General features: G+C 67.3%; 25 protein-coding genes. 6 read left to right on the forward strand and 19 right to left on the reverse strand.

Annotation, left to right across the window (positions count from 1 at the left end; translation table 11 throughout):
• Positions 1–28: 28 nt before the first annotated feature.
• Complete coding sequence (locus tag ACOI2T_RS11805; protein ID WP_409501885.1) at positions 29–391, forward strand: acyl-CoA thioesterase; 363 nt, start codon at positions 29–31, stop codon at positions 389–391.
• Entirely contained in the window at positions 388–1,041 is a 654-nt protein-coding gene (locus ACOI2T_RS11810) for a DUF8185 domain-containing protein (protein WP_409501348.1), read from the forward strand. Before ACOI2T_RS11805 ends, ACOI2T_RS11810 begins: the two co-directional genes overlap by 4 nt.
• A gap of 68 nt (positions 1,042–1,109) precedes the next feature.
• Here ACOI2T_RS11810 and ACOI2T_RS11815 read toward each other — a convergent pair whose 3' ends face one another.
• From ACOI2T_RS11815 to ACOI2T_RS11830, 4 genes are read right to left on the reverse strand one after another with little or no spacing between them, the layout of a single operon-like run.
• Positions 1,110–2,648: a glycoside hydrolase family 13 protein gene (locus tag ACOI2T_RS11815; protein ID WP_409501349.1), complete on the reverse strand. Its 1,539-nt coding sequence runs from the start codon at positions 2,646–2,648 to the stop codon at positions 1,110–1,112.
• Positions 2,648–3,052 carry a globin gene (locus tag ACOI2T_RS11820; RefSeq protein ID WP_084356558.1) on the reverse strand — a complete coding sequence of 135 codons (405 nt, stop codon included), beginning with the start codon at positions 3,050–3,052 and terminating at the stop codon, positions 2,648–2,650. Before ACOI2T_RS11820 ends, ACOI2T_RS11815 begins: the two co-directional genes overlap by 1 nt.
• A gap of 8 nt (positions 3,053–3,060) precedes the next feature.
• Positions 3,061–4,128 (reverse strand): quercetin 2,3-dioxygenase, encoded by a 1,068-nt coding sequence (locus tag ACOI2T_RS11825; protein ID WP_409501350.1) that lies wholly within the window; start codon positions 4,126–4,128, stop codon positions 3,061–3,063.
• Positions 4,125–5,024: an alpha/beta hydrolase fold domain-containing protein gene (locus ACOI2T_RS11830; RefSeq protein ID WP_409501351.1), complete on the reverse strand. Its 900-nt coding sequence runs from the start codon at positions 5,022–5,024 to the stop codon at positions 4,125–4,127. The genes ACOI2T_RS11825 and ACOI2T_RS11830 overlap by 4 nt, the downstream gene beginning before the upstream one ends.
• A gap of 195 nt (positions 5,025–5,219) precedes the next feature.
• Between ACOI2T_RS11830 and ACOI2T_RS11835 the strand changes: the two genes are divergently transcribed.
• From ACOI2T_RS11835 to ACOI2T_RS11845, 3 genes are read left to right on the forward strand one after another with little or no spacing between them, the layout of a single operon-like run.
• Positions 5,220–5,864, forward strand: a complete 645-nt coding sequence (locus tag ACOI2T_RS11835; protein WP_067847435.1) for an HNH endonuclease — start codon at positions 5,220–5,222, stop codon at positions 5,862–5,864.
• Between the two features lie 52 nt (positions 5,865–5,916).
• On the forward strand, positions 5,917–6,150 hold the full coding sequence (gene ctaJ / locus ACOI2T_RS11840) for an aa3-type cytochrome oxidase subunit CtaJ (protein ID WP_067847432.1): 234 nt from the start codon (positions 5,917–5,919) through the stop codon (positions 6,148–6,150).
• Positions 6,137–6,622 (forward strand): DUF5130 domain-containing protein, encoded by a 486-nt coding sequence (locus tag ACOI2T_RS11845; RefSeq protein WP_067847429.1) that lies wholly within the window; start codon positions 6,137–6,139, stop codon positions 6,620–6,622. The genes ctaJ and ACOI2T_RS11845 overlap by 14 nt, the downstream gene beginning before the upstream one ends.
• 102 nt (positions 6,623–6,724) lie before the next feature.
• Here the strand turns inward: ACOI2T_RS11845 and ACOI2T_RS11850 are convergent, their stop codons facing one another.
• The 7 genes from ACOI2T_RS11850 to ACOI2T_RS11880 all read right to left on the reverse strand — a co-directional run bounded on the left by ACOI2T_RS11850 (position 6,725) and on the right by ACOI2T_RS11880 (position 15,985).
• Positions 6,725–7,069, reverse strand: a complete 345-nt coding sequence (locus ACOI2T_RS11850; RefSeq protein WP_409501352.1) for an HNH endonuclease — start codon at positions 7,067–7,069, stop codon at positions 6,725–6,727.
• A 174-nt stretch (positions 7,070–7,243) separates the two neighbouring features.
• On the reverse strand, positions 7,244–9,814 hold the full coding sequence (pepN, locus tag ACOI2T_RS11855; RefSeq protein WP_409501353.1) for an aminopeptidase N: 2,571 nt from the start codon (positions 9,812–9,814) through the stop codon (positions 7,244–7,246).
• A 37-nt stretch (positions 9,815–9,851) separates the two neighbouring features.
• Positions 9,852–10,235, reverse strand: coding sequence for a DUF732 domain-containing protein (locus ACOI2T_RS11860; RefSeq protein WP_409501354.1), 384 nt, complete (start codon positions 10,233–10,235; stop codon positions 9,852–9,854).
• A gap of 145 nt (positions 10,236–10,380) precedes the next feature.
• Positions 10,381–11,166 carry a copper chaperone gene (locus ACOI2T_RS11865; RefSeq protein ID WP_409501355.1) on the reverse strand — a complete coding sequence of 262 codons (786 nt, stop codon included), beginning with the start codon at positions 11,164–11,166 and terminating at the stop codon, positions 10,381–10,383.
• Positions 11,166–12,659, reverse strand: a complete 1,494-nt coding sequence (locus ACOI2T_RS11870) for a tyrosinase family protein (RefSeq protein WP_409501356.1) — start codon at positions 12,657–12,659, stop codon at positions 11,166–11,168. Before ACOI2T_RS11870 ends, ACOI2T_RS11865 begins: the two co-directional genes overlap by 1 nt.
• Before the next feature lie 9 nt (positions 12,660–12,668).
• Positions 12,669–13,985: an MBL fold metallo-hydrolase gene (locus ACOI2T_RS11875; protein ID WP_409501357.1), complete on the reverse strand. Its 1,317-nt coding sequence runs from the start codon at positions 13,983–13,985 to the stop codon at positions 12,669–12,671.
• Positions 13,982–15,985, reverse strand: coding sequence for a S8 family serine peptidase (locus ACOI2T_RS11880; protein ID WP_409501358.1), 2,004 nt, complete (start codon positions 15,983–15,985; stop codon positions 13,982–13,984). The genes ACOI2T_RS11875 and ACOI2T_RS11880 overlap by 4 nt, the downstream gene beginning before the upstream one ends.
• Before the next feature lie 198 nt (positions 15,986–16,183).
• Here ACOI2T_RS11880 and ACOI2T_RS11885 point away from each other — a divergent pair, with 198 nt between their 5' ends.
• On the forward strand, positions 16,184–16,801 hold the full coding sequence (locus ACOI2T_RS11885) for a mycothiol-dependent nitroreductase Rv2466c family protein (protein ID WP_067847406.1): 618 nt from the start codon (positions 16,184–16,186) through the stop codon (positions 16,799–16,801).
• Here the strand turns inward: ACOI2T_RS11885 and ACOI2T_RS11890 are convergent.
• Genes ACOI2T_RS11890 through ACOI2T_RS11925 form a run of 8 tightly spaced genes read right to left on the reverse strand, consistent with a single transcriptional unit; the run spans position 16,798 to position 24,072 of the window.
• Complete coding sequence (locus tag ACOI2T_RS11890; RefSeq protein WP_409501359.1) at positions 16,798–17,751, reverse strand: sugar kinase; 954 nt, start codon at positions 17,749–17,751, stop codon at positions 16,798–16,800. The two genes, ACOI2T_RS11885 and ACOI2T_RS11890, sit on opposite strands and share 4 nt — an antisense overlap.
• A gap of 2 nt (positions 17,752–17,753) precedes the next feature.
• A complete protein-coding gene (locus ACOI2T_RS11895; RefSeq protein ID WP_409501360.1) occupies positions 17,754–18,362 on the reverse strand; it encodes a bifunctional 4-hydroxy-2-oxoglutarate aldolase/2-dehydro-3-deoxy-phosphogluconate aldolase in 609 nt (202 codons plus the stop codon).
• Positions 18,359–19,495: a mandelate racemase/muconate lactonizing enzyme family protein gene (locus tag ACOI2T_RS11900; protein ID WP_409501361.1), complete on the reverse strand. Its 1,137-nt coding sequence runs from the start codon at positions 19,493–19,495 to the stop codon at positions 18,359–18,361. Before ACOI2T_RS11900 ends, ACOI2T_RS11895 begins: the two co-directional genes overlap by 4 nt.
• A gap of 37 nt (positions 19,496–19,532) precedes the next feature.
• The gene (locus ACOI2T_RS11905; protein ID WP_409501362.1) at positions 19,533–21,122 is read right to left on the reverse strand and encodes an N-acyl-D-amino-acid deacylase family protein; all 1,590 of its coding nucleotides are present in this window, start codon (positions 21,120–21,122) and stop codon (positions 19,533–19,535) included.
• The gene (locus ACOI2T_RS11910) at positions 21,123–21,851 is read right to left on the reverse strand and encodes an amino acid ABC transporter ATP-binding protein (RefSeq protein ID WP_409501363.1); all 729 of its coding nucleotides are present in this window, start codon (positions 21,849–21,851) and stop codon (positions 21,123–21,125) included.
• A complete protein-coding gene (locus ACOI2T_RS11915; RefSeq protein ID WP_409501364.1) occupies positions 21,848–22,555 on the reverse strand; it encodes an amino acid ABC transporter permease in 708 nt (235 codons plus the stop codon). Before ACOI2T_RS11915 ends, ACOI2T_RS11910 begins: the two co-directional genes overlap by 4 nt.
• Positions 22,555–23,217 (reverse strand): amino acid ABC transporter permease, encoded by a 663-nt coding sequence (locus ACOI2T_RS11920; protein ID WP_409501365.1) that lies wholly within the window; start codon positions 23,215–23,217, stop codon positions 22,555–22,557. Before ACOI2T_RS11920 ends, ACOI2T_RS11915 begins: the two co-directional genes overlap by 1 nt.
• A gap of 33 nt (positions 23,218–23,250) precedes the next feature.
• The gene (locus tag ACOI2T_RS11925; RefSeq protein WP_409501366.1) at positions 23,251–24,072 is read right to left on the reverse strand and encodes a transporter substrate-binding domain-containing protein; all 822 of its coding nucleotides are present in this window, start codon (positions 24,070–24,072) and stop codon (positions 23,251–23,253) included.
• Positions 24,073–24,126 lie beyond the last annotated feature (54 nt).

Here is a 24,126-nt window from a genome sequence, read left to right on the forward strand (position 1 = left end):
GGTGCACGTGCGCTGGTCCGACATCGACATGTACCAGCACATCAACCACGCCACCATGGTGACCATCCTCGAAGAGGCCCGGATACCGTTCCTGCGTGAGCCTTTCGGCGAGGAGATCACGACCATCGGCCTGCTCATCGCCGAGGTCAACATCGTCTACAAAGGACAGTTGCGGCTCGTGGATTCCCCGCTGCAGGTGACCATGTGGTCGAAGCGGGTGCGTGCGGTCGACTTCACGATCGGTTACGAGGTGCGGTCGGTGGCCGCCGCGCCGGACTCGAAGCCTTCGGTGATCGCCGAAACGCAACTGGCTGCCGTGCACATCGAAGAGCAACGGCTGCAACGACTGTCACCCGCACAACGCGCATATTTAGAGCACCATCTGCGATGACCGCCCCCGAACGCGGCCTCTGGGTGGAGGATCCGCGTCATCGCGAGGATCTGATGGCGTTCGTCGAACGCGCACTCCGTCTCGACGAGGCCGCAGTGGTCAGATTGCGTGAGCGTGCTCCCGAGCTCGTGGTGGCTTGGGTGGCAACGGGTTTCGACGTGCTTGCCAGCCGCGTGGTGTCGGCGCGGGTGCGGCCGTCCGACCTGTCGGCGGGGGCCGATGCCCTCGCGGCGGGATTGTCGGCGCCTGGCGGCTATGTGGATCCGGGCTTTCCGATGGATTCGGCGTGGCGCGGCGGGTTACCGCCCGAGGCCGGGTTCGCCCATCTCGACGACGTCCCGGCCCGGGTGATGCTCGACCTGGCACAGCAGGGCATCGCGCTCGCCAGGGAGCACAGCAGCGCCCACGGCCCGCCGGCGTCGCTGCTGGACCAGGAGGTGGTCGGTGTCAGCGCGGACGACGTCAGTGTGGGCATTCCGATGCGATGTGTATTCGCCTTGACGGCAATGGGTTTCCTGCCCCAGTCGGGTGACGAGGTCAGCGCCGACGAGATCGTGCGGGTGCGTGCGCATCCGGCGTGGCTGCGAATCGACGCGCGTTTCGGTTCGGTGTACCGGCGCCGCGGCGGCGACCCGGCCTTACTTCTCTAGCGCGAGCAGACGCGTTGGTACCCAAGAACGCTCGTTCTCGGGTACCTACGCGTCTGTTGGGCGGGGGATCAGACCACCCACACCGCGGTGTCGGGCGGCAGCACGCCACCGGTGAGCGGACCGCTGGCCAACAGGATCTCACCGGCGGGCAACGGCAGGGGATCGGGTCCGGTGTTGAGTGCGCATACCAGCCCGCCGGGCCGCCGGAACGTTGCCGCGTCGAGCCATTCGATGCCGTCGCCGTCGAATTCGGCACGGCCGGAACGCAATTGCACGGCCTCACGGTAGAAGTTCAAGGTGGAAGCCGGGTCGGCAAGCTCGTGTTCGACGGTCAACGTGGCCCAGTCCTCGGGCATCGGCAGCCAGGTGTCGGCGGTGGTGGAGAAGCCGAACGGCGGCGCGGTACCCGACCACGGCATCGGCACCCGGCACCCGTCGCGGCCGCGCTCGGTATGTCCGGACCGTTCCCAAACCGGATCCTGCAGGACCTCGTCGGGCAGGTCGACGTTGGCCAGGCCGAGTTCCTCGCCGTTGTAGATGAACATCGCGCCCGGCAGCGCGAGCATCACCAGTGCCATCGCGCGAGCCCGCGCCAGGCCGAGCGGGCCGCCGCCGTAGCGGGTGACCTCACGTTCCACGTCGTGGTTGGACAGCGTCCACGTCGGCGTCGCACCCTCAAGGGCCGCCGCGGCCATCGCGTTGTCGATCGCGTCGCGGATCTCGGTCGCGTCGAATTCTGCTTGTACCAACCGGAAGTTGAACCCCAGGTGCAGCTCGTCGGGCCGCAGGTAGCGGGCGAAGCGCTCGTTGCCGTGCACCCACACCTCGCCGATCGCCACGGCGCCCGGATAGTCGTCGAGCACCGTGCGGATGAACCGGTGGATGTCGTGCACGCTGTCGTTGTCGAAGCGGGGGTCGTCGTCGCTGTTGCGCAGCAGCGCGGTGTCGGTCACCGACATGTCCGGCAGGTCGGGCGGCTTGGCCATGCCATGGGCGACGTCGATGCGGAACCCGTCGACCCCACGGTCCAGCCAGAACCGCAGCGTCTTCTCCAGATCCTCGAACACCTCGGGGTTTTCCCAGTTCAGATCCGGCTGTCCAGGATCGAACAAGTGGAGATACCACTGCCCGGGTGTGCCGTCGGGTTCGGTGACGCGCGTCCACGCCGGGCCGCCGAACACCGACACCCAGTTGTTGGGTGGTGTCGCACCGTCGGGCCCGAGGCCGTCGCGGAAGATGTAGCGATCGCGGCGGCCCGGGTTGGCCAACGCTTCGACGAACCACGGATGAGCCGAGCTGGTGTGGTTGGGCACCAGATCCATCGTCACGCGGATGCCTCGGGCGTGCGCCGCGTCGAGCAATCGGTCCAGGGACTCCAGATCACCGAACAGGGGATCGACGTCGCGCGGGTCGGCGACGTCGTAGCCGTGGTCGGCCATCGGCGACACCATCACGGGATTGAGCCACAAGGCGTTGACTCCGAGCGCCGACAAGTAGTCGAGTTCGGCCCGTATCCCGTCGAGGTCCCCGACGCCGTCCCCGTTGCTGTCGCGAAACGAGCGCGGGTAGGCCTGGTAGAACACGGCCTGCGACCACCACTCGGCCATCAGAACGCCGAGTTGACCATCGAGTCCGCGGCCATCTCCAGATAATCCAGCAACGCCTTGCGATGCGGGTCGTCGAGCGTCGCGGAATCGATCTCACCGACCGCGATGTGCATGTTCCGCAGCCAGGCGTCGCGTTCGAGGTAGCCGATGCGGAACGGGGCATGCCGCATCCGCAACCGCGGATGGCCACGCTGATCGGAATAGGTCCGCGGCCCGCCCCAGTACTGCTCGAGGAACATTCGCAGGCGCTCCTCAGCGCCGTCGAAATCGTCCTCGGGATACAGCGGATGCAGGATCTCGTCCTCGCGCACCAGTTGGTAGAACCTCGACACGATGGCGCGGAACGTGTCGTGGCCACCGACTTCGTCGTAGAAGGATCGTTGAGCGGCCGTCACACCCTCCATTGTGCCGATCAACCGCGGGCGCCGCGTTCCGGTGGTGGGCCGACGACCTCCAGGTCCAGCTCGGCCCTGGCACGGGCAAACCCCGCGGCGGGAAACTCCTTGCCGCTTCCCTCGACGTGGATGTGCGCGTCGGTGGGCGTGTTCATGTATTCGAAGAACTTCTCGAACACCCCGGTCGTGAGCAGTCCCAGCATCTGGGTGTTGTGGCTGTCGAACGCGAACGCGTGGACGGTGCCTGCCGGCGCGTGCACGAAGTCGCCCTTGGTGAGCAGGATCTCCTGCCCGTTGACATGCAGCAGCAACCGGCCCTCGAGACAGAAGAAGTTCTCGGTGTGCTCGCGGTGGAAATGGCGGGGGATGTACGCCGTCTTGGCGCCGATGGTGTGCACGGCGAAGTAGTTGCCGTCGGTGTTGTGCGGCCGGGCCAGGTAGGTGTTGAGTTCGTCGACGCCGGCCCAACGGTCGCCCTCACCGGCGAACAGCACATACGGTGACGCGTTGCGCGGCAGCGTCGTGCCGGTCACAGCAGGCAGGACCTTCTTCTCCAGATCGAGAATGCGCACACCGAACCGCTCGGCCAGTTCGGACTGGCGGGCGGTCGACGCGCGGGCAGTCGCGTCGAACACGTGCGACGCCGTGGCGGTACCGCTGGCTTGGGCCCACCGGTGCGCGTCGCCGACCGTCAGCCAACTCAGAAACCGGTTGCGGTGCGCCAACATCCGGTACGCGTACGGTGTGCCTGCCGGAATCGTGACGCTGTCGCCGGAGATCAGCCGCTGCGTTTCGCCAGGCAACCACAGTTGCAGCGCTCCGTCGGTGACGTAGAGGAAGCGGTGTTCGTGGTCGTGGGTGAAAAACGGGGTCTCGACGCCTTTGCCGCCGTAGACGTAGGCCGCGCCGAACTGCCCACCGGTGTCCTCGGGCCTGGCGATGACGGTGACGAGCTGACCGCCGAGCTCATACCGTTGCCCCTCTCCGGCGGACACGTAGTAGGGCAGGCATCGGCCGGGCAGGGTGTCGCGCTGAGGTGGCGCGGATTGGACTTCGTCGATGGACGGGACGTCGAACGTGGTCATGATGCTGCTTTCAGGGTGCGGGCGAAGAAGGTTTCGACGGCGCTGAACGATGCCGACGGGTGGTCCTCGGCAAGGCTGCGTAGCGCTGGGGTGGCGCGTATCCGCGCGGTTGCGTTCGGGTCGCGATCCAGGTGGCCCTGGTCGAGAGCCTGTCCGGGGCCCAACTCCAGCACCTCGCCGGGATTGAAGAACCCGTGCCCGAACCCGTCGATCACATACAACGCGGCCTCGGCACCGTGCGCGGCGAGCGCGTCGTAGAGCGCCTCGCTGTGCGCGGGCGGAACGAGATCGTCATCGGCCCCGTGCATGATCAGAAACGGCGGCGCGGCAGAGGCGACCTGCAATGCGGGGCTCGCATCGCGGGCTGCGTCGAGCCAGTCGCGGATGGCGCCACCCAGGAGCGCCGCCTCGGGCGTGTCGGTCGCCTCGGGTTTCGCGGTGGCGGTCAGGTCCGCAGGACCATAGCCGTCGACGACGGCCTGCACGGCTGCGCTGGTCGGCGTGGGCGTTTCGCCGGGAAACTGCACGACGTGGGAATGCACGCCGGCCAGTGCGGCCAGGTGGCCGCCCGCCGAAGACCCCCACAATCCGATGCGGTCGGGATCGACGTGGTGTGCGTCGGCGTGCGTGCGCAGCCAGCGCACGGCGGCCCGGACATCGTGAAGTTGACCAGGATGTCGCGTCGCGGGCGCCAGCCGGTAGTCGATGCTGGCCATCACGTAGCCGTGGACGGCGAAGTGCCGGTTCAGGTCGGGGCGGCCGGTGCGGTCGCCGAGTCGCCAGCCTCCGCCGTGCAACCAGATGATCGCGGGGTGCGGTTCGGTTGTCGACGCAGGTTTGACGATGTCGATGAACAGGCCGGGGGCGAACTCATGCGTGGAGGTTCGGGTGTCCAAAGGGGATCACTCCTACAGATGCAGTGCCCGGGCCTGGGTTGCCGCTGACGCGGTTGTAAGGCCCTCCCAAGTGCGACTGCGTTAGCCAGTCTAACAGATTCGTCATGCGGTGTTCACTCAACCGCCCAGGAAACTCACTCAGAATTGTCGTGCGATTGCACGAGATCCGTGGTGGACTGTGTCCTCGGAGGCTCTATGGCGCACAGCAAAAAAGGCCACTCACGACGGACCGGTCACTTATCCGGCCCATCGGGACCTCACGCGCCGAACCGCCCGCTGCACAGCGTCGAAACCTTCGCGACGAGCAATCCCGAAGCGTCACTGTGGGGTCGCCGCCGGGTTCTCCTGCTCAATTCGACCTACGAACCGCTGACCGCGCTGCCGCTGCGCCGCGCGGTCATCATGTTGATGTGCGGTAAAGCCGACGTCGTCCATGACGACCCCGCAGGCCCGCTCATCCACTCGGCGACCAGGACGATCGTCGTCCCGTCGGTGATCCGGCTGCGCACGTTCGTGCGGGTGCCCTACCGGGCCCGCATCCCGATGACCCGTGCGGCGCTGATGCACCGCGACCGGTTTCGCTGCGCCTACTGCGGCGGCCGGGCCGACACCGTCGACCACGTGGTGCCGCGCAGCCGCGGCGGTGAGCATTCGTGGGAGAACTGCGTCGCGGCGTGTGCGTCGTGCAACCACCGCAAGGCCGACCACCTGCTGGCCGAGCTCGGGTGGACGCTGCGGGCGGTGCCGATGCCGCCCAAAGGTCAGCATTGGCGCTTGCTGTCGACCATCAAAGAGCTCGACCCGGCCTGGGTGCGCTATCTCGGCGAGGGCGCGGCGTGACGGACGCCTTACTGTCGGCGCGCCGACACATCGCGACTGATACGGTTTGCGCGTGAGCACAGCACTTACCCATTCCCTCCTCGGAGGGGTTCCGCTGGTGTTGTTCGCGGTCCTGGCGTTGATCTACCTCACCCGTAAGGGACCGCACCCGGACACGTACAAGATGTCCGACCCGTGGACCCACGAGCCGATCCTGTGGGCCGCCGAGGAGCCCCGCGATCACGGGCATGCAGGGCACGATTCGCACGGAGTCACGATCGGAGGCGGCGCAAGTGGCAAGTGGTAGCCATACAACGGAACTCGCGACGGCCCCGCCCGCTGATCTCGAACTGCCCTACGGCTACGCGCTGACGTCCAGCGGGCGGATCTCCGGCGTCACCGAACCCGGTGAGCTGTCGGTGCACTACCCGTTCCCGACCATGGACCTCGTCGTGCTCGACGACGCCCTGAAGTATGGGTCGCGCGCGGCGAAGGCCCGGTTCGCCGTCTACATCGGCGGGCTCGGCGTGGACACCGCGGCGACCGCCCGCGAGATCCTCGCCAAGGTGCCGACGCCCAACAACGCGGTGCTGCTCGCGGTCTCACCCGACCAGCACGCGATCGAGGTCGTCTACGGAGCCGACGTCAAAGGCCGTGGCATCGAAGAGGCCGCACCGCTCGGCGTCTCGGCGGCCGCCGCGTCCTTCAAGGAAGGCAACCTGATCGACGGGCTGATCAGCGCCGTGCGCGTGCTGTCCGCCGGCGTCTCACCTGCCTGAGCCTGTTTTCTTTGCTGTTTGCCTTGCACCGCGAGCGACCGTGTTTGTACGCCGACACTCCGTGATCGGCGTACAAACACGGTCGCTCGTCGCATCTCAGCGCTATAGCGCCATCAGGCTCGCACGAATCTCCACGTAGCGCGTCAAGAATTTCCGCTCGTCGAGGCGTTTGCGGCGCAGCCACCCGGTGACCTCGTCATTGCATTTGCTCGCATTGCATGACGCGCACGCGGGCACCACGTTGTCGACGGTGTAGCGCCCGCCTCGCGATATCGCCATCACGCAGTCCCGCTGAAACGGGCCCTCCGTTGCGCAGCAGTAGGCACACCCACCCCACGCGGTCTTGATCGCTTCCCATTGCGCGTCGGTGAGGTCGTTGACGACGGCATCGAGCCGACGCTTACGCCTGCGCGAATACCGGGCACTACGAGTTCGACTGACCGCCACGGGCCAAGCGTATGAGCCCGGCGAGCGACCGCGTTTGTACAGCGATCACGGCGTGTCGCTGTACAAACACGGTCGCTCGCGGTGCCAGCCAACCCGCGCGGGCGCCAAGGGGCCCGCGCGGGCGCCAAGGGGCCCGCGCAGGTGCCAAAGGGACCCGCGCAGGTGCCAAGCCTGCTAGCTCACGTCGAAGGCGCGGGCGCGGAGCGAGCGCTCGACGCCGGCGCGGCCTTCCAGGACGAGCCGGCGGAGTGCGGGTGGCACCTCCGGATCGGACAGGAAGCGGTCGGCGGCATCGAGCCCGTCCTGGCTGATGTCCCAGGACGGGTAGAGCCCGATCACGACGGTCTGGGCGACCTCGCTGGACCGCCGCTCCCACACCCCGGAGATCGCGCCGAAGTAGCGGTCCCGGAATGGCGCGAGCAGCTGCTCCTGTCCGGGCTGCACGAATCCGCCGACGATCGCGCGGGTGGTGATGTTGGCGATGGTGTCGTCTTCGATCACCTGCTCCCATGCCCCGTCCTTGACGGCTGCCTGCGGGCGCGCGGCAGAGGCCGCCGCGGCGTGGCGTTTGCCTGCCGCCGTCGGGTCGCGCTGCACTTCGGCGTCGATGAACGGGGTCTCGGTACCGTCGGCGTCGATCTGCCCGGAGCGGGCGAGCGCGGTCACGATGCGCCACCGCAGGTCGGTGTCGACCACGAGGCCGGGCAGGCCGAGCGAACCCGGATCCTTGTCGAGCAGATCGGCCAGCAACACCGCGTGATGCGTCGACAGCACCGAGGTGGTCAGCGCGTTGACGAACGCGAGCTGGTGATCGGAGCCGGGCTCGGCGCCGCGGGCCAATTCCACCAGGCGGTCGGCGAAGGCCGGCCAGCCCTCGGCGTAGGCCCACCCCGGATCGGCGTATGCGCCGAGCGCGGTTTGCGCCTGCAGCAGCAGCCGCTGTGCCACCCCGACCTCGGACTCGGCGTGGATACCGCCGGTCACCAGCGCCACGAAATCGCGGGCCTTCATCTCGGCTTCGCGCGTCATCTCCCAGGCCGCAGACCAGGCCAGCGTGCGGGGCAGCGAATCGGCGATGTCGGCGATGCGGGTCAGCACGGTCGACAGCGAGTCGGGGTCGAGCCGCAGCGAGCAGTAGGTCAGGTCGTCGTCGTTGACCAGGATCAGCTTGCCGCGTGAAACGCCAACGAGCGCAGGGACTTCCGTCGACTCGCCCTCGACGTCGAGCTCTTCGCGGTGTACGCGCACGAGCTTGCCGTCCACATCGTCGTACACGCCGACCGCGAGGCGGTGCACCCGGGTCTCACCGGCGCCGGGGGCAGCGCCCGACTGCGCGATCGCGAAGCGGGTGAACGCCCCGGACGAGTCGACGTCGAAGTCGGCGCGCAACGTGTTCAAACCCGTTGTCTTGAGCCACTGTTGGCCCCAGCCCGACAGGTCGCGGCCGGACGCCTTCTCCAGCGCGCCCAGCAGGTCACCGAACGTGGCGTTTGCGAAGGCGTGATCGCGGAAGTAATCGCGCAGCCCGGCCAGGAACTCCTCGAGCCCGACGTAGGCAACGAGCTGCTTGAGCACCGAAGCGCCCTTGGCGTAGGTGATTCCGTCGAAGTTCACCTCCACGGCGGCCAGGTCGGGGATGTCGGCGGCGACCGGGTGCGTCGAGGGCAGCTGATCCTGCCGGTAGGCCCAGGATTTCTCGACGTTGGCGAACGTCGTCCACGCCTGCTTGTACTCGGTCGCCTCGGCCTGGCACAGCACCGACGCGAACGTCGCGAACGATTCGTTGAGCCACAGGTCATCCCACCACGTCATGGTGACGAGGTCGCCGAACCACATGTGCGCCATCTCGTGCAGCACGGTCTCGGCCCGGCGCTCGTACGAGTAGCGCGTGACCTTCGACCGGAAGACGTAGTCCTCCAGGAAGGTCACCGCACCCGCGTTCTCCATGGCGCCTGCGTTGAACTCCGGCACGAACAACTGGTCGTACTTGCCGAACGCGTACGGGGTGCCGAAGTTGGCGTGGTAGAAGCCGAAACCCTGCTTGGTCTCGGTGAACAGCCGGTCGGCGTCCATGAACTCGGCGAGCGACTTGCGGCAGAACAGGCCGAGCGGGATCTTGCCGTGTTCGTCGGAGTACTCGTCACGCCACACCGCGTACGGGCCGGCGATCAACGCGACGAGGTATGTGCTCATCCGCGGAGTCGTGGCGAAGGTGCGCGTGCCGCCCTCGGCCGAGATCGTCGCGCCGTTCGAGATGACCTCCCAGTGCGGGGGCGCGGTGACCGCGACGTCGAAGGTCGCCTTGAGGTCGGGCTGGTCGAAGCACGCGAACATGCGCTTCGCATCAGCGGTTTCGAACTGCGAATACAGGTAGACCTCGTCGTCGACGGGGTCGACGAACCGGTGCAGGCCCTCGCCGGTGTTGGAGTAGAAGCAGTCGGCGTCGATCACGACGACGTTGTTCTCGGCGAGCCCGACGAGCGGGATACCGGTCGATTCGTCATATGCCGATACGTCGATGGGTTTGCCGTTGAGCGTCGCGCTGTGGATCTTGGCGGCCGCGAGGTCGATGACGGTGTCAGCACCGGCCAACGCGGTGAACTCCACGGTCGTCGTCGAGCGGAAGGTGCGCTCGCTCGGCTTGCCTTGTCCGTCGGTGAGGTCGAGGACGATCCGGTAGTTGTCGACGGTGACCAGAGCCGCGCGCTCGATGGCCTGATCGCGAGTGAGATTGGGAAGTACCACCCGTCCAACCTAATGGCTGGCCGCGGGTCGGGCCCGGCTACGGGCGCAACCCGGTGAACCCGCCCAGCCCGGGGACCGTCAGCATGCGCAACAGGGTGCCGTCGCCGATCTGCGACATCATCTGCGGGCAGTACATCGAGATGGCGATGCCGGCGAAGAACGACGCCATCTCGGGGGACAGGCCGCCGTCGCCGCGCAGCTTGGTGGCGACCGATGCGAAGTTCTTGCCGGGCTCGACCAGCATCGGGCAGACCTGCTGGCCCAGGTTGACGGCAGTGGCCGGATCGTTGTACCCCACGCCGGCGTTGTTGAGCGCGCTCAAAAACGAGTCGTCGACGGGGTCGGCGTTGGCGGGTGCGGAGGTCAACACCCCGGCGGCGGCGACGGCTGCGATCAACGGCACGACGGTGCGAGCGATCATGATTTCTCCTCAGTTGTCACGGAGAGCACTCAGAGCGCTCTAGTACCTTGAGCAACGTTGGTTTACCAGGGTCACAGTGGCAACACGATTCGGTAAAGATCCGCACACTATGCGTTTCCTGTGCCCGGTTTCGACGCCATATGTGTCAGGGCAGCGGCATCTCGGTGCTCAAACCCCAGACGTACACGGCGCCCGCGAGAGCGACGAGGGCGACCGCCTCCAAGGGGCGGCCGGCGCGCTGTGCCGGGTTCGGGCCGCGGGCGCGTTCGGTCAGCAGCAGCACTGTGACGCAGGCCATGACGATCAGGCTGTGCCCGACAGCCATCACCGCCATCACCGGCCCACAGGTCAGCAGACACTTCGTGCCGTAATTCCAACCGTCGGCCACGCAGTCCCGGTCGGCGCGCCATCCCCGCACATTGACGAACCCGCTGCCTCGGCACCGGGCCAGCGCCCTGCGGCGCACCGGATACACCTGCCACAGCGCGGCGATGAGCAACGCCACCGGAACGGCTTGCGGCGGTGCGCCGTCCGGCCACCCTGCCGTGACGGCGACGATCGCGACCAAACCGGCGATCGCCCACACCGACAGATACCCGACGAGGTACTCGCCGATGGCGAGATGCCTTCTGCGCCAAAGGCTTGCCAACGCGATACGGCGCGCGCCCGCCGCGGCCAGCGGGAACATCATGGCCACGGCCATCACCGTCCACCACAACCACGTCGATGCGAGCGTGTTCGCTGCCTGATCCGGCATCGGCGCACCGGGCATGTGGTGACCGTGCGCGTGGTGGTCAGGTGCCGCGACCGGATGCGGCATCGACCCGGCCACGTGGTTGGCCACCAGCAACACTATCGCCGCGCCAGCCACGACGTACACCCAGGTCTGCGGCGCACGGGCCAGCCGGTCGTGGACCGCCGTCGTGACCATCAGGCGACCAGGACGACGATCCGGGCCGCGTGCAGATCCGGCGTGACGGGCGCCGCGCCCGCCGCGATCGCGTCGAGAGCTGCCTGGTTCGAGGTGGACGGGACGAGCGGGACGAACGAGACCCGCAGATTGGCCGGATCCCACTGCCCGGCATCGGCGAGCGCGTCGCGTACCGAGGAGATGTCGAAAACCGCGTTCAGTCCGGTGCCGTCGTGCTCGTCGGTGCCACGGCTGGCCTCGGGAACCCCGAAGGTGGTTAGGGTGCCGGCGCGGCGTTCCGGGAAGTCGGGCGGCGAGGCGCCCTCGGGCACATCGATGTAGACGTCGTAGGCGGGCGCGGCGATAGTCCCGGTGATGCCTTCGAGCCGGAGCAGCAGTCGCTCTGCCGCGGCGCGTTCGCCGAGTCCGATGTCGGCGGGTTGCGACATCGCGACGTCGACACGCTCATCACCCACCATCGGCACGTCGACTGTCGCGCCGATCACCTGCGGCGGCAGGGGCGGTATCGGCTCGCCCTCACCCAGACCCAAATCGATTCGCCCTCCTCCCGCGGGCTCCGGTGGCTCAAGTCCGCTGGGTGGCTTGACGTTCTCATACTTGTAGCCCAATGCGGTGGTGTCCAGCACGTCGCCGATCTCCCACGTGACAGTGCCCCCACCGGGTTTGGGGAACGAGAACTTCGTGCGCATCCACGCCGGGTCGCCGGTCGGGTTGCGATGGGTGTCGTCGGCATCCAGCCAGACCTGCCACAGCCGGTCGATGTTCGAGTGGTGCAACCAGAAGATCGGGTCGAGTGCGGCGGTGCCGAAGTTGCCCATCCAGCCGAACCGAATCGGGTTTCCGATGGCGTCGTAGTCGTTGCCGACGAGCACGTGCACCAGGCCGTGGGGGACGCCTTCGAGCAGACCTTGCTCGCCGCCGTTGTAGGCCGGGGTGGCGCGCTCGCCGCCGCCGAAGGTCTGGATGCCGTCGGCGGTGTTGAACAACGGGGTACCGAGGGCCTCGATCAGGGCCGGATTTCCCGGCTCGACGAATGCCAGCGGATCGCCGGAATTGGCGGGCACCGAACGCATCTCGGTGAACAGCGCGTTGCCCGGGGTGTTCTCTCGAAAGGCCGGCGGCAGCACCGCCTTGTCCTCGTCGTCGGGATCGATGGCGTACCAATAGGGCAGCGACCAGTCGTCGTCATCGAGGAAGTGCTGCACGATTGTCTCGAACGCGCTCAGATACATCCGGTGCCACGCGAGAAAGAACCAGCTGCCGTGCTGGCAGTTGCTCCAGAACCGGTTGCTCGTGTCCGGCCCGCCCGATGGCCGGTTGCGGCCATGGATCGCCGCCTGAAACGACCAGGACAGCGGATCGGTGGGTTTACCGTTGCCAGGCGGATCGAGCTGTCGCATCGCCGCCACCGCGTCGCGGTACTTCGTCAGTTCCTCGGGCCAGTCGGCGCCGGCCGCGGTGGTCAATGCCGACACGTCCTTGCGAATTCTCATGACGTCACCTCAAAACTCGATCGTGTGGAAGTTCTGGTCGTCGGCCAGTACGCGCACGGACACCATGTCGGGGTGGTCCTGTTCGGCCTTGGTGGCCTCGGCGATCGCGTCGCGCATGACGGCGCGTTTGGTATCGGTGCTCGACCTCGTGGCCGACGTGGTGAACCAGAGGGTGAACGGTTTCGACGGGTCGGCATCGAGGCGGGTCTCGATGATGGTGCGCACCACCGACGGGTTCGGATTTCCCGATGCGCCGTCACCGCTGAGCACGTAATGATCGGCCAGGACGCGCTCGGTGAACTCGGCGCTGACGTTGTGTTCGGCGCCGTGATGCTGAACCTTGAGCACGTTGCATCGGAATGGTTCGCGGCCAAGGAGTTTGGCGGCTTTGAGACCGTCGATGATCTCCGGTTCGGCGGCGTCACCCGTGAGCAGGCACGTGCTGCCGTTCTCTTCGGCGAGCAGAATGATCGATGCGCGGTTGGGTACGGTCACTTTTGACGCGTCGGCCTCTTTGATGATCTCGGCCCGGGCGGTCACATCGTCGATCAACGCGCGCGACGCCTCGAGCGCCATCTCCAGCGGGATACCGCCGAGGTCGAGTGCGTGGCCATCGCCATGGCCCGCATCCCGTCCATGCTGCGGGACGGCGTCGACGAGAACCTGGAACTTCTTGCGTAGCTCGGTGATGTGCTTCTTGGCCGGTCCGAGGACGCTGAGCTTGAGCGTGCCCAGCTTCTCGACGTGAATCGGGCTGCGCAGCAACACCATTCCGCCGAACGGCTCATTGAACGGGATCGGCACGCGCGCGCCCTCGATCTTGAGCATGAGATCTTCACCCTGCTGCACGCTCGTCGCGAGGTTGGACATCGTGAGCGCGGGTTCGCCGATGTCGGTGTCGCCGGCGCCGTATGCCAGGTTGACCGCCGAGGCGACGGCCTGCGCCAGGTTGCCTGCCGGGTCGGCGAGCTTGCCGAGCTGGCTTCGCCATGAGTTGTGCCAGATACCCTTGATCTCGGGCGGTTTGGGTAGCTTGGGCGGCCGCAGCCCGTCGCGTTCTTCGGCGTCCTGGGCCTGGTGCTCGAAACTTGCCCACTTCTCCACGGCGTCGAGCAACGGGATGATGCCGCTGATGTGATCGGCGTCGATGTGCGATACCACCACGAGGTCGAGTGCCGTGCCGTCGGCCGCCAGCCCGTCGAGTACGGGCTGGGTGCACTGGGCGAAGCTCTTGGTGCGGCCGCCGTCGACGAGTACCCTTCTCCCGCCGTCGGATTCGAGCAACAGGCAGTCGCCGTCGGTGGCGTGGAACGCATGCAGTTTCATTTCGCGACCTCCGCGTTGTAGCCGGCCGCGGCTTCGACGCAGCCATCCGGGTTGATCAAGCCGAAACCGGAGTCGTTGCGCCAGTCGAAGTTGTGTCCGATGAGGGGTGTCGACGTCGCGCGGATGATGCCCTGAATCTGCGCCGCGGTGAGCCACGGGTGCGCGGCCAGCATCAGGGCAGCCACCCCGCACACGTACGGACTGGCCATGCTGGTGCCGGTCATCGCGGTCCACAAGCTCCTGGGGTGGAATCCGCAGGCGGCCACGACATCGGTTCCGTCGGCGCCGATGTCGGGCTTGCACCGGCCGTCGCGGGTGGGTCCGCGACTGGAACTGACGTTGACCTGCTCGCGATGGGCGTCGATGTTGGCCACCGCGATCACGCGGTCCGGGCAGGCCAGCGAGTTGATCATGCGGTCGGTGGTGTAGGAACCCGGCCCGAAGTAGGACGGGAAATCCCACAGATTCCCGCTGCCGGGCCTGCGGCGGGGGTCGTCGCGTTCGATCCAGGCGTCGAACGATCCGTCGCGCACCACGATTCCGCGCAACCGCACGGTCCACTGCCCGGCGGTGATCGGTTTCGGGCGCTGTTCGACGCCGTCGACCGGATCCGGGAATCGGGGTGAGAGCATGATCGAGATCCGGTTCAAACCATTTGCCGGGTAATAGGTTTCATTGATGATGCTGACGCGTGTGCCGTCCCCGAGGCGTTTGTTGACCGCGCGCCGGTTGGGTCTTATGTAGGAGCTCCACGTGCCGCCGGGAGGCCGTATCGCCACCTCGAACCTGTCCTGGGCCTGATACCAGATCTCCATCTCGTTCTCCGAGACGTCGGCGACGTGCTCGCTGCCCTCCACCATCCAGAAGAGGTCCCGACGCAGGCCGGTGGCACGCAGCGTGCCACTGGCATGGATGCGCCCCTTGATGTACCCGCGGTCGTCGGCGGTTTCCTGCTCGGTCTGCCCGGAGTTGCCGCTGGCCACCGCTACGCTGCGGCCGCGGGTCGACAGCGCATGGTCGATCCATTGAGCCGTCGGGCTCGTGGAGTCGTGCGCGTGACCGTTGGTGCCGAGGCTGATGTTGATCGACACCGGCAACGGCGTGCCGTCCCCGCCGAGTTCGGCCGCGAGGTCGAGCAGGTAGTCGACGGCGTCGGTGACGCGCGTCGAATCGTAGAAGCCGCTCGCAGACTCCTCGGATCGATCACCCAGGTCGATCAGCACGCCCGCCAACCGGGCGTTGCGCGCAACGCCCCGGTTGCCCGCGGCGATCGACGCCACGTGCGTGCCGTGCGATCCCGGCACCATCTGCGACTGGGGCTCCAGCGCGGTCGGCGCCATCCGCCCCGACTTCGCGGCGTCGATCGCCGCGTCCATGTGACGCTTGCGGATCAACGATCCGTACTCGAAACCGCTCTTGTCGCCGGCCCGCCGGGACGGTGGCGGGGGACGGGTGCCGCCGCCCTGGTCCCAGATCGCCTCGAAGCGGGTGTGGCCCGTCTTGTCGAGGAAATCGGGATGCGAGAAATCGAATCCGTTGACGTCGATGATGCCGACGAGGACACCCTCGCCGTTCTTGTGTTGCTGCTGGCATTTCGTCACCCGGCGCAGCCCGGCGTCGGGGCCGCGGTCGACGCGGGTCTGCACAGGCTTGGGGGCACTGAGGCTCAGCCCCGCTTCGACGTAACCGACTCCCGGTATGCCCGCGAGCATGCCGACATCGCGAGTGCTGACCTCGACCATGGCGGTGTTGGACTTCCATCTGACCCGGTGCGCGGTTTCGGCGAGGGCCGCGGTGACGATGCTCTTGCTGGTCTCGTCGAGCTCGGCGTCGACGTGGACGTAGACGCTGATCATGGTGTCGCCGGAGTCGGTGGCGGCCAGCGCCACCGACGAACACTGGCGAGCCCTGGCCCGGTTGGTCTGCGGCGCGGTCTCGGCGATCACCTCGACCCGGGGCGCCAGCCTGGTCGCGACCGGTTTGCTATCGGCGCCGATCATGCGTGCCTCCTCTGCCGACCCGAGTGAGGTCACGTTAAAACCGGAGTAGGCCTGCGCGAATGAGTAGTTGACTACTCGTTTTCCGCCGCTTCGACACCGCGTGCCGGTTGCGCGACACCGATGACGGGAACAGGGTGGGGGTGCATGGAGTTGTGCTGAACGGAGTTCTGTCCAGTTCGCATCGAGAGGACGCGTTGAATGGCCAACAAGGATGGCAAGAACACCGCAGGTTTCTGGTTCGACCCGCTGTGCCCGTGGTGCTGGATCACGTCGCGTTGGATCCTCGAAGTCGAGAAGGTGCGCGACATCGAGGTGCAGTTCCACGTGATGAGCCTGGCCGTGCTCAACGAGGGCCGCGATCTGCCCGAGGAATACCAAGAGGCGATGAAGAAGGCCTGGGGTCCGGTCCGGGTCGCGATCGCCGCCGAGCAACTCAAGGGCCCCGAGATCCTGTCGCCGCTCTACACCGCGATGGGCTTTCGCATCCACAATCTCGAAAACAAGGACTTCGACGAGGTGATCGCGCAGTCCCTCGAGGAGGTCGGCCTGCCCGCCGAACTCGCCGAGGCCGCCACGACCGACAAGTACGACGAAGCCCTGCGCAAGAGCCACCATGCCGGAATGGATGCGGTGGGTGAGGACGTCGGCACACCGACCATCCACGTCAACGGCGTGGCGTTCTTCGGCCCGGTCCTCTCGCGCATCCCGCGCGGTGAGGAGGCGGGCAAGTTGTGGGACGCGTCGGTGACGTTCGCGTCGTATCCGCATTTCTGGGAGCTCAAGCGCACCCGCAACGAGCGCCCGGAATTCGACTAACGCCGCACCGGGTCCGCCGCACCCTCGCGTAGCCACCGCAGGTCGTCGCGCGTGGGTGCGGATTCCCAGTCGCCTTCGCCGGTGCAGGCGAATGCCCCGCAGGCCAGCGCGGTGTCCAGACACTGTCGCGGATCGGCGCACCGGGCGCGCTCCGCGAGCCATCCGGCGACGAACGCGTCACCGGCGCCCACGGTGTCCACCACCGGTACCGGCACGGCAGGCGCCGAGTGCCGCCAATCGACGGTCGCAGCGATGGCGCCCTGGGCGCCGCGCTTGACCACCGCACACTCGACGCCCATGCCCAGCAGGGCGTCGAGCTGCCGGTCGGGTGTCTCGACGTCGGTCAGCAGGTGTGCCTCGTCCTCTCCGGCGAACACGATGTCGGCTCGGCGCGCCAACTCGCGGTAGGCGGCCGCGGCGGCGTCGCGGTCGACCCACAGCGCGTCGCGGTGGTTGACGTCGAACGACACGACGGTGCCTGCCGCGGCGGCAAGGTCTATCGCGGCGTGCGCGGCGGCCAACGGGGCTTTGCCCAGTCCGGCTGAAATCCCGGTGATGTGAAGGATTTTCGTGTCGCCCACGACGGTGGCCGGAATGTCGCAGGGCTGCAGACGGCTGCCGGCGTGCCCGCGGCGGTAGTAACTGATCTGCGATGCGCCCGGATGGGGTCGCTCCTTGATCATGAGCGCCGTCGCGGCGTCGTGGTCGAGCGCCGGGAAGGTGTGGACGGCCTCGGCGCGCAGTTCGCGCAGAATCAACTCTCCGAGACTGTCCGCGCCGATCCGCCCGATCCAGGCCGCCGACCCGCCCAGGCGGGCGACACCGATGGCGACGTTGCTTTCCGCGCCACCGAATCCCAGGCGCAGCGCGGGGTTGTGGTGCAGGCGGCCGGGCCGTGGTGCGGTCAGCAGCCCGAGACTCTCACCGATCGCGACGACGTCGAAACTCATCGTCACACCCCCGCGGCCACGGCGACCGCGTCTCGAGCCGCGGCGGCGACCGCGGCAGCACCGTCGGCCGCGCGTGCGGTGATCCAGCTGCCGCTCACGGCGAAAACCGCCTGCTGGGACAGGAATCCGGCCATGGAAGCGGCCGTGACACCGGCCGACGGCATGAACCGGACGTCGGGAAACACCGCGGCGTAGGCGCTGAGCAGAGCCGAGGCATCGACGGCCGTGGCCGGGAACAGCTTGACCCGACGCAGACCGAGACGTGCCGCGGCACCCACTTCGGTCGGGCTGAGCACACCTGGAATGATGGGCAGCCCGGCATCCGTCACGAACCGGACCACGTCGTCGTCCAGACCGGGCGACACCACGAACTGTGCGCCCGCATCGATCACCTCGCGGGCTTGGGGCACGGTGCGGACGGTTCCGGCGCCGACCAGGAGGTCGCCGCGCGCCGACAGCCGGCGGATCGCGTCGAGGCCGTGCGCGCCGCGCATCCCGACCTCGACCACGGGCAGGCCGCCGTCGACGAGTCCGTCGCCGATCACGTCGATGTGACTCGGCTCCTGCACGGTCGCCAGCGGGATCACGCGGTGATCGAACACCTCACTCATCGCGCATCGGCGAACGTCGGGTGAGTGCCGTAGCGCTCCAGAGCGGTTCGGTCCAGGGTGACGCCGAGCCCGGGCCCGTCCGGCACCGCGAGCATGCCGTCGTTGTCGAGATCCCACCCGCCGCTGACGAGTTCGTCGATGTAGGCCGATCCGGTCTTGTACTCGACGAAGTCGGTCGCGGCCAGTGCCGAGGCCAGGTGCAGATCGGCGGCCAGGCCGATCGCGGTGTTCCAGCCGTGCGGGATGAGCCGCACCCCGCGGTCCTGCGCGGCCCAGCCGATCCGTCGGGATTCGCTCAGGCCGCCGCCTTTGGTGGTGTCGGGTTGCACGATGTCGAAGGCCCCCGCATCGAGGAACGGGAGGAACGTCTGCCGACGGGTCAGCACCTCGCCGCCACTGATCGGCACCTTGGAATGCCGTCTCAACTCCACGAAACCGTCGACGTCGTCGGGTGCCAGCGCCTCCTCGAACCACGCGACGCCGTAATCGGCCAGCATGTCGGCCGTGCGTTTGGCCCACGACAATCCGCCGGGGAAGAAGGCCTCTGAACCACCGGCGTCGACCGCCAGCATGTGATCGCCGACGGCTTCACGGGCCGCGGCCACCGTGCGCTCGTCGGTCTCGCTGTCCACGCGGCCGAACTTCCACCAGCCGATCTTGAACGCCGTGAAGCCCTGATCCGCCAGCTGCGACAGGTTTTCGGTCATGACCGGCGCCTCGTCCATGAGCACCGAGGCGTACGGGCGGACCCGGTCCCGATAGCGGCCACCGAGCAGCCGCCCTACCGGTTGACCGAGCGCCTGGCCGGCCAGATCCCACAGCGCGATGTCGATGGCGCTGGTCGCGTGGGTCAAGGAACCGCCGCGCCCCATCCAGAACGCGCTCTGGTGCAGTGTCTCGGTGAGCCGCTCGGCTTCCAGTGCACTCTGCCCGATCAGTTGCGGTGCAAGAACATCCACGGCGGCGGCCACCAAACCCTCGGTCGTGAAGGCACTGCCGATGCCCACCTGGCCGCTGTCGGTGTGGACGGCGACCAGGGTGTGCACGACGTCGTCGGGACGCAGTTCGTTGGACCAGCCCCCTTCCGGGGTGGCGCCGCGCAGCCCGCACGTCTGAATGCCGGTGATTTTCATGTGGTTTGGTACTCCTCGGGATGATATGGCCGTGCGGTCACGGCCGGTGGGTGAGCATGAGTCCGGGCCTGCGGCCCGTGTGGGTGGCGTCGGTGACGACGGGTACGCCGTTCACCCAGACGTGGCGTGCGGCGTCGGCGTATCGGGTCGGCAGCGTCCAGGTGTCGGTGCGGTCGATTACCGCCGGATCGAATACGACGACATCGGCGAACGCGCCCTCGCGCAGTTCACCCCGGTCGCGCATGCCGAAGTGTTCGGCGACCATCCCGGTCATCTTGTGGATGGCCGTCTCCAGCGACAGCGTGCGTGCGGGCACATGATGAGCCAGGTAATGCGTATGCCCGTGGTAGAACAGCGGATTGCGGGTCCGGCCCTCGAGCGCGCCGTGCCGGCATGTGGTGAACGCGTCGACCCCGAGCAGGAAGTGGTCGTGCGCGATCGCCTCGGCGAGATGGCCCGCGGTGAACAGGTCGCCGATCAGCTGCACGCTGCCCATGTCGGCGCCTGCCGCGGTGAGGATGTCGAACAGGCACTCCCATTCGTCGGCGCCGTGCTTCTCGGCGATCTCGGGGAACGACAGGCCTTCCCAGTCGGGATGGGCTGGACTGACACCGAGCCGCACGCGGTGCCATTGGCCGCGGTGCACGAACCGCCAGTAGCGGTCGCTGTCGCGGCGCACCCGGTCGCGGACTTCTCGGTCCTTGAGCAGCTCGGCGGCCTCGGCGCCGGGGCGTTCGGCCAGCCATGCCGGCAGCAATCCGGTGGCCATGCCGATGCCGTGCGGGTAGGGGGTCATGTCGGCCAGCACATCGGTTCCGCGCTGTCGTTCGGTGACCACGCGTTCGGCCGCGCGCTCCCAGGCGCCTTGTTCGGCCCCGGTGTCATGGCGCACGTTGAGGTGCGACAGCTGAGCCCGCACGCCACCGCCGTCGACGACGGCGAAGAACTCGTCCACGGCGGTGTCGAGACCGGCGTCGCGATTCCGGATGTGGCTGGCATACATGCCGTCGTGCCTGCCGACCACCGAGGCGAGCGTCACGAGTTCCTCGGTCGGCGCGAAACGTCCTGAACCGTACTCCAGCCCGCTCGTGAAACCGATCGCGCCGGCCTCCATCGACTCCTCGAGCAGGCGGACCTGCGCTCGGAGTTGGTCGTCGGCCGACCGCGCGGCGGAGCGAATCGCGGTGTGCCCGACGAACCACATGAGGTTCTGGGCCGTCGGACCGGAGTGCACCCGCTGCACGAGGTCACCGAAGCTGCGCCAATCGACCGGGCCGTCGTAACCCATGGCCCGCAGCGCGCCTGCAGTCGGGTCGACGTCGTCCTCGCCGATCGGGGCATAGGTGACACCACAATTGCCGACCACCTCAGTCGTGACACCCTGGTGGATCGTGCTCAACGCGTCGGGATTGCCCAGCACCGACCAGTCGCTGTGGCTGTGCGGATCGATCAGCCCGGGCGTGATGATCATGCCGGTGCAGTCGAGCGTGCTGATCGCCCGCACGTCCGGCGACAACCCGACGAAGGCGATGCGGTCCCCACGCAGGCCGACATCGGCACGGCGCGGGGGAGTCCCGGTTCCATCGACGATCTCGGCACCCGTCAGCAGGTAGTCCAGGGCAGGCATTCAGAGCACCTTGCTCAGGAACTCCCGGGTACGGGTTTCCTGCGGTGAACTGAACAGCGATGCCGGACTGGCCGTTTCGACGATCATGCCCTTGTCCATGTACATCACCCGGTCGGAGACCTCACGGGCGAATCCCATCTCGTGGGTCACCACGACCATCGTCATGCCGTCGGCGGCCAGGTCTTTCATCACCGCAAGCACCTCGCCGACGATCTCGGGGTCCAGCGCTGAGGTCGGTTCGTCGAACAGCATGATCTTCGGGTCCATGGCGAGCGCCCGGGCGATGGCCACGCGTTGCTTCTGGCCGCCCGACAGCGAATCGGGATAGACGTCGGCCTTGTCGGCCAGACCGACTCGCCCCAGCAGCGTGCGGGCTCGTTCCTCGGCATCGGTCTTGGTGCGCCCCAGCACCCGTCGCGGCGCGAGCGCGATGTTCTCGATGACGGTCATGTGCGGGAACAGGTTGAAATGCTGGAACACCATGCCCACGTCACGGCGCACCACGGCCAGGTCGGCGGTCTTCTCCTGCGGCCCTAACGTGTGCCCGTTGATCACGATCGTGCCGTGCGACGGCCGTTCCAGGCCGTTCATGCAGCGCAACAGCGTGCTCTTGCCCGAACCCGACGCGCCGATGATGCACACGACTTCGCGTTCGGCCACCCGGCACGAAACCCCGTGCAGCACTTCGGTGTCGCCGAAGCTCAGCCGCAGTCCATCGACATCGATCATTTGTTCGCTCCTGTGGTGAGGGTGAGGGTGTCGCCGACCGCGGGCGCCTTGACGTGAATGCCGAGCCGTCGTTCGTAGCGGCGGCCCAGGGACGAAAGCGCGTAGCAGATGACGAAATAGCCGGCCCCGACGATGAGGTAGGTGGTGATCGGATCGGCGGTCAGCGAGCTCACGACATTGCCCGCGCGGGTCAGCTCGATGAGCCCGATGACCGCGACGAGCGAGCTGTCTTTGATCAGGATCACCAGGAAACCGACACCGGGTGGCACGATCACCCGTGCTGCCTGCGGCAGGATGACCCACCGCATGCGTTGCGCGTAGGACAATCCGAGTGCGTCGGCGGCCTCGAACTGCCCGCGGGGGACCGCTTGGATGCTGCCACGCACGAGCTCGCCGATGTAGGCCGACGCGAACACCGACAGCGCGATGACGGCGGCCCAGTACTCCGAGAGGCTGCTTCCGGGGGCCAGCAGCGGTATTCCGAAGTAGACGAAGAAGATGATCAGCAACACCGGGATGCCGCGGATTACCGCGACGTAGATGGCGGCCACCCATCGCAGGGTGCGGATGGGGCCGGTGGACATCAGCCCGATGACGATTCCCAGGACGCCGCCGAAAAGGACTGACAGCGTGCATATCTGGAGCGTCACAAGCGCCCCGTGCCAGATCAATGACAGATGTTGGGTGCCGAGTCCCTCGAACATCACGCCACCTTCCACTTGATGAACCGGGTTTCGACGATTCGCGACAGGCTCGCGATGAGGAATGCGACCGCGAAGTAGAGCAGGCCGCCGACGGTGAACGCCTCGATGGTGCGGAACGTGGTCGAGGTGATTCCCATCATCACGTGCATCAGGTCGGGCAGGGATACGACCGACGTGATCGACGAGGCCAGAAACAGCAGGATGGTTTGATTGGTGATGGCCGGCAGGACATTTCGCATTGCCGGTGGAAACAGCACACGCCAGAACGTGTCACGTGGGCTGAGCCCGAGCGCCGCGCCCGCTTCGCGCAGGCCGGCGGGTACGGACTGAAAGCCGGCGCGATAGATCTCGGCCATGTATGCCGCGTTGTTGATGCTGAGCGCGAGGATGCCCGCCGCGACCGGGTCGAGGTTGACGCCCGCCTGCGGCAGCGCGAAGTAGACGAGGTAGAGCTGCAACAGCAGTGGGGTGTTGCGGATGATCTCGATGTAGGCCGACGACGCGGCCCGGAAGACACTCACCCGGGAGGTGCGCCCGGCGTAGAGCAGGATTCCGAATGCGCCGCCGACAATCGCGGCGACCAGGCTCACCCCGATGCTGACCGCGAGACCTTTGAGCAGTGCCGGGAGGTAGGGGATCAGGTCCCCGTAGTAAAGCTGCATGTGTTGTCCTGAAAGATGTTGGGATGCAGCGAGTTACTTGATGAGATCGGGGACGTCCATGCCGAGCCACCTGTTGTAGGAGTCATTGGCGGCCTTGCTGATGTTGTAGTTCATGATGAAGTTGTTCAGGTAGTTGAGCCAGAGCTGGTCGCCCATCTTGACGCCGAAGGACACGAACGAGGGGGCAAGCGCGGGCGCGTCGAGCACGCGCACCGCACCGCCCTCGCTGGCCCGGATGTCGGCCACCACTGCGGTGCTCTCCATCAGGGCGTCGACTTTTCCGCTGCGCAGCGCCTGGATGGAGTCGGCCACGGCCTCGAACAGGCTGGGCTTGGCCTGCGGGAACTCGGCCTCCAGGATCGTGGCGGGCACACTGCCGCGCGTCGCGGCAACCGTGCGGCCGGCGAGGTCGTCGTAGCTGCGGATCGGGCTGTCGGCCGGTACCACGACGAGCTGGCCTTCGGACGCGTACGGCCTCGTCAGCGCCACCACCTGGGCGCGTTCGTCGAGGTTGGTCAGTGCGGCGATGACGACGTCGGCCTTGGCGGTCTCGAGCATCGGAATCCGGCTGGCGTTCGTGGTGCTGACGAATTCGACTTCCGCGCCGAGTGATTCGGCAAGTGCCCGCGCCTTGTCGATGTCGAAACCTTCGTACTCGCCCGAGCTGTTCATCACGCCGTACGGCGGTGCGTCGGCGAAGACGCCGACGGTGAGCTTCTTGGTGGTCAGGACTTTCGACAAGACGCTGTTCTGGGATGAGGCGGGGCCGGCCTGGTCGGAAGATGTACAGCCCGCCGTGATCACCGCGGCGGTGGCGGCGAGCGCGGCGATCGCCGCACGGATACCTGTGCGCATGAGTGTCCTTTGTTCAGGGGAGGTTACGGCTACCGGATGGGCGTTTGTCCGTCG

This window comes from Mycolicibacterium wolinskyi str. Jessa 2025, assembly GCF_049241375.1.
GTDB classification, from domain to species: domain Bacteria; phylum Actinomycetota; class Actinomycetes; order Mycobacteriales; family Mycobacteriaceae; genus Mycobacterium; species Mycobacterium wolinskyi.

Excerpts from the sequence above, each read along its gene's own strand:
- ACOI2T_RS11820 (WP_084356558.1), bottom strand. The coding sequence starts at position 3,052 with ATGGAGGGTGTGACGGCCGCTCAACGATCCTTCTACGACGAAGTCGGT.
- ACOI2T_RS11925 (WP_409501366.1), bottom strand. The coding sequence starts at position 24,072 with ATGCGCACAGGTATCCGTGCGGCGATCGCCGCGCTCGCCGCCACCGCC.
- ACOI2T_RS11895 (WP_409501360.1), bottom strand. The coding sequence starts at position 18,362 with ATGAGTGAGGTGTTCGATCACCGCGTGATCCCGCTGGCGACCGTGCAG.
- ACOI2T_RS11910 (WP_409501363.1), bottom strand. The coding sequence starts at position 21,851 with ATGATCGATGTCGATGGACTGCGGCTGAGCTTCGGCGACACCGAAGTG.
- ACOI2T_RS11900 (WP_409501361.1), bottom strand. The coding sequence starts at position 19,495 with ATGAAAATCACCGGCATTCAGACGTGCGGGCTGCGCGGCGCCACCCCG.
- ACOI2T_RS11885 (WP_067847406.1), top strand. The coding sequence starts at position 16,184 with ATGGCCAACAAGGATGGCAAGAACACCGCAGGTTTCTGGTTCGACCCG.
- ACOI2T_RS11815 (WP_409501349.1), bottom strand. The coding sequence starts at position 2,648 with ATGGCCGAGTGGTGGTCGCAGGCCGTGTTCTACCAGGCCTACCCGCGC.
- ACOI2T_RS11865 (WP_409501355.1), bottom strand. The coding sequence starts at position 11,166 with ATGGTCACGACGGCGGTCCACGACCGGCTGGCCCGTGCGCCGCAGACC.
- ACOI2T_RS11805 (WP_409501885.1), top strand. The coding sequence starts at position 29 with ATGTACCAGCACATCAACCACGCCACCATGGTGACCATCCTCGAAGAG.
- ACOI2T_RS11810 (WP_409501348.1), top strand. The coding sequence starts at position 388 with ATGACCGCCCCCGAACGCGGCCTCTGGGTGGAGGATCCGCGTCATCGC.
- ACOI2T_RS11860 (WP_409501354.1), bottom strand. The coding sequence starts at position 10,235 with ATGATCGCTCGCACCGTCGTGCCGTTGATCGCAGCCGTCGCCGCCGCC.
- ACOI2T_RS11880 (WP_409501358.1), bottom strand. The coding sequence starts at position 15,985 with ATGATCGGCGCCGATAGCAAACCGGTCGCGACCAGGCTGGCGCCCCGG.
- ACOI2T_RS11835 (WP_067847435.1), top strand. The coding sequence starts at position 5,220 with ATGGCGCACAGCAAAAAAGGCCACTCACGACGGACCGGTCACTTATCC.
- ACOI2T_RS11890 (WP_409501359.1), bottom strand. The coding sequence starts at position 17,751 with ATGAGTTTCGACGTCGTCGCGATCGGTGAGAGTCTCGGGCTGCTGACC.
- ACOI2T_RS11825 (WP_409501350.1), bottom strand. The coding sequence starts at position 4,128 with ATGACCACGTTCGACGTCCCGTCCATCGACGAAGTCCAATCCGCGCCA.
- ACOI2T_RS11905 (WP_409501362.1), bottom strand. The coding sequence starts at position 21,122 with ATGCCTGCCCTGGACTACCTGCTGACGGGTGCCGAGATCGTCGATGGA.
- ACOI2T_RS11920 (WP_409501365.1), bottom strand. The coding sequence starts at position 23,217 with ATGCAGCTTTACTACGGGGACCTGATCCCCTACCTCCCGGCACTGCTC.
- ACOI2T_RS11870 (WP_409501356.1), bottom strand. The coding sequence starts at position 12,659 with ATGAGAATTCGCAAGGACGTGTCGGCATTGACCACCGCGGCCGGCGCC.
- ACOI2T_RS11875 (WP_409501357.1), bottom strand. The coding sequence starts at position 13,985 with ATGAAACTGCATGCGTTCCACGCCACCGACGGCGACTGCCTGTTGCTC.
- ACOI2T_RS11915 (WP_409501364.1), bottom strand. The coding sequence starts at position 22,555 with ATGTTCGAGGGACTCGGCACCCAACATCTGTCATTGATCTGGCACGGG.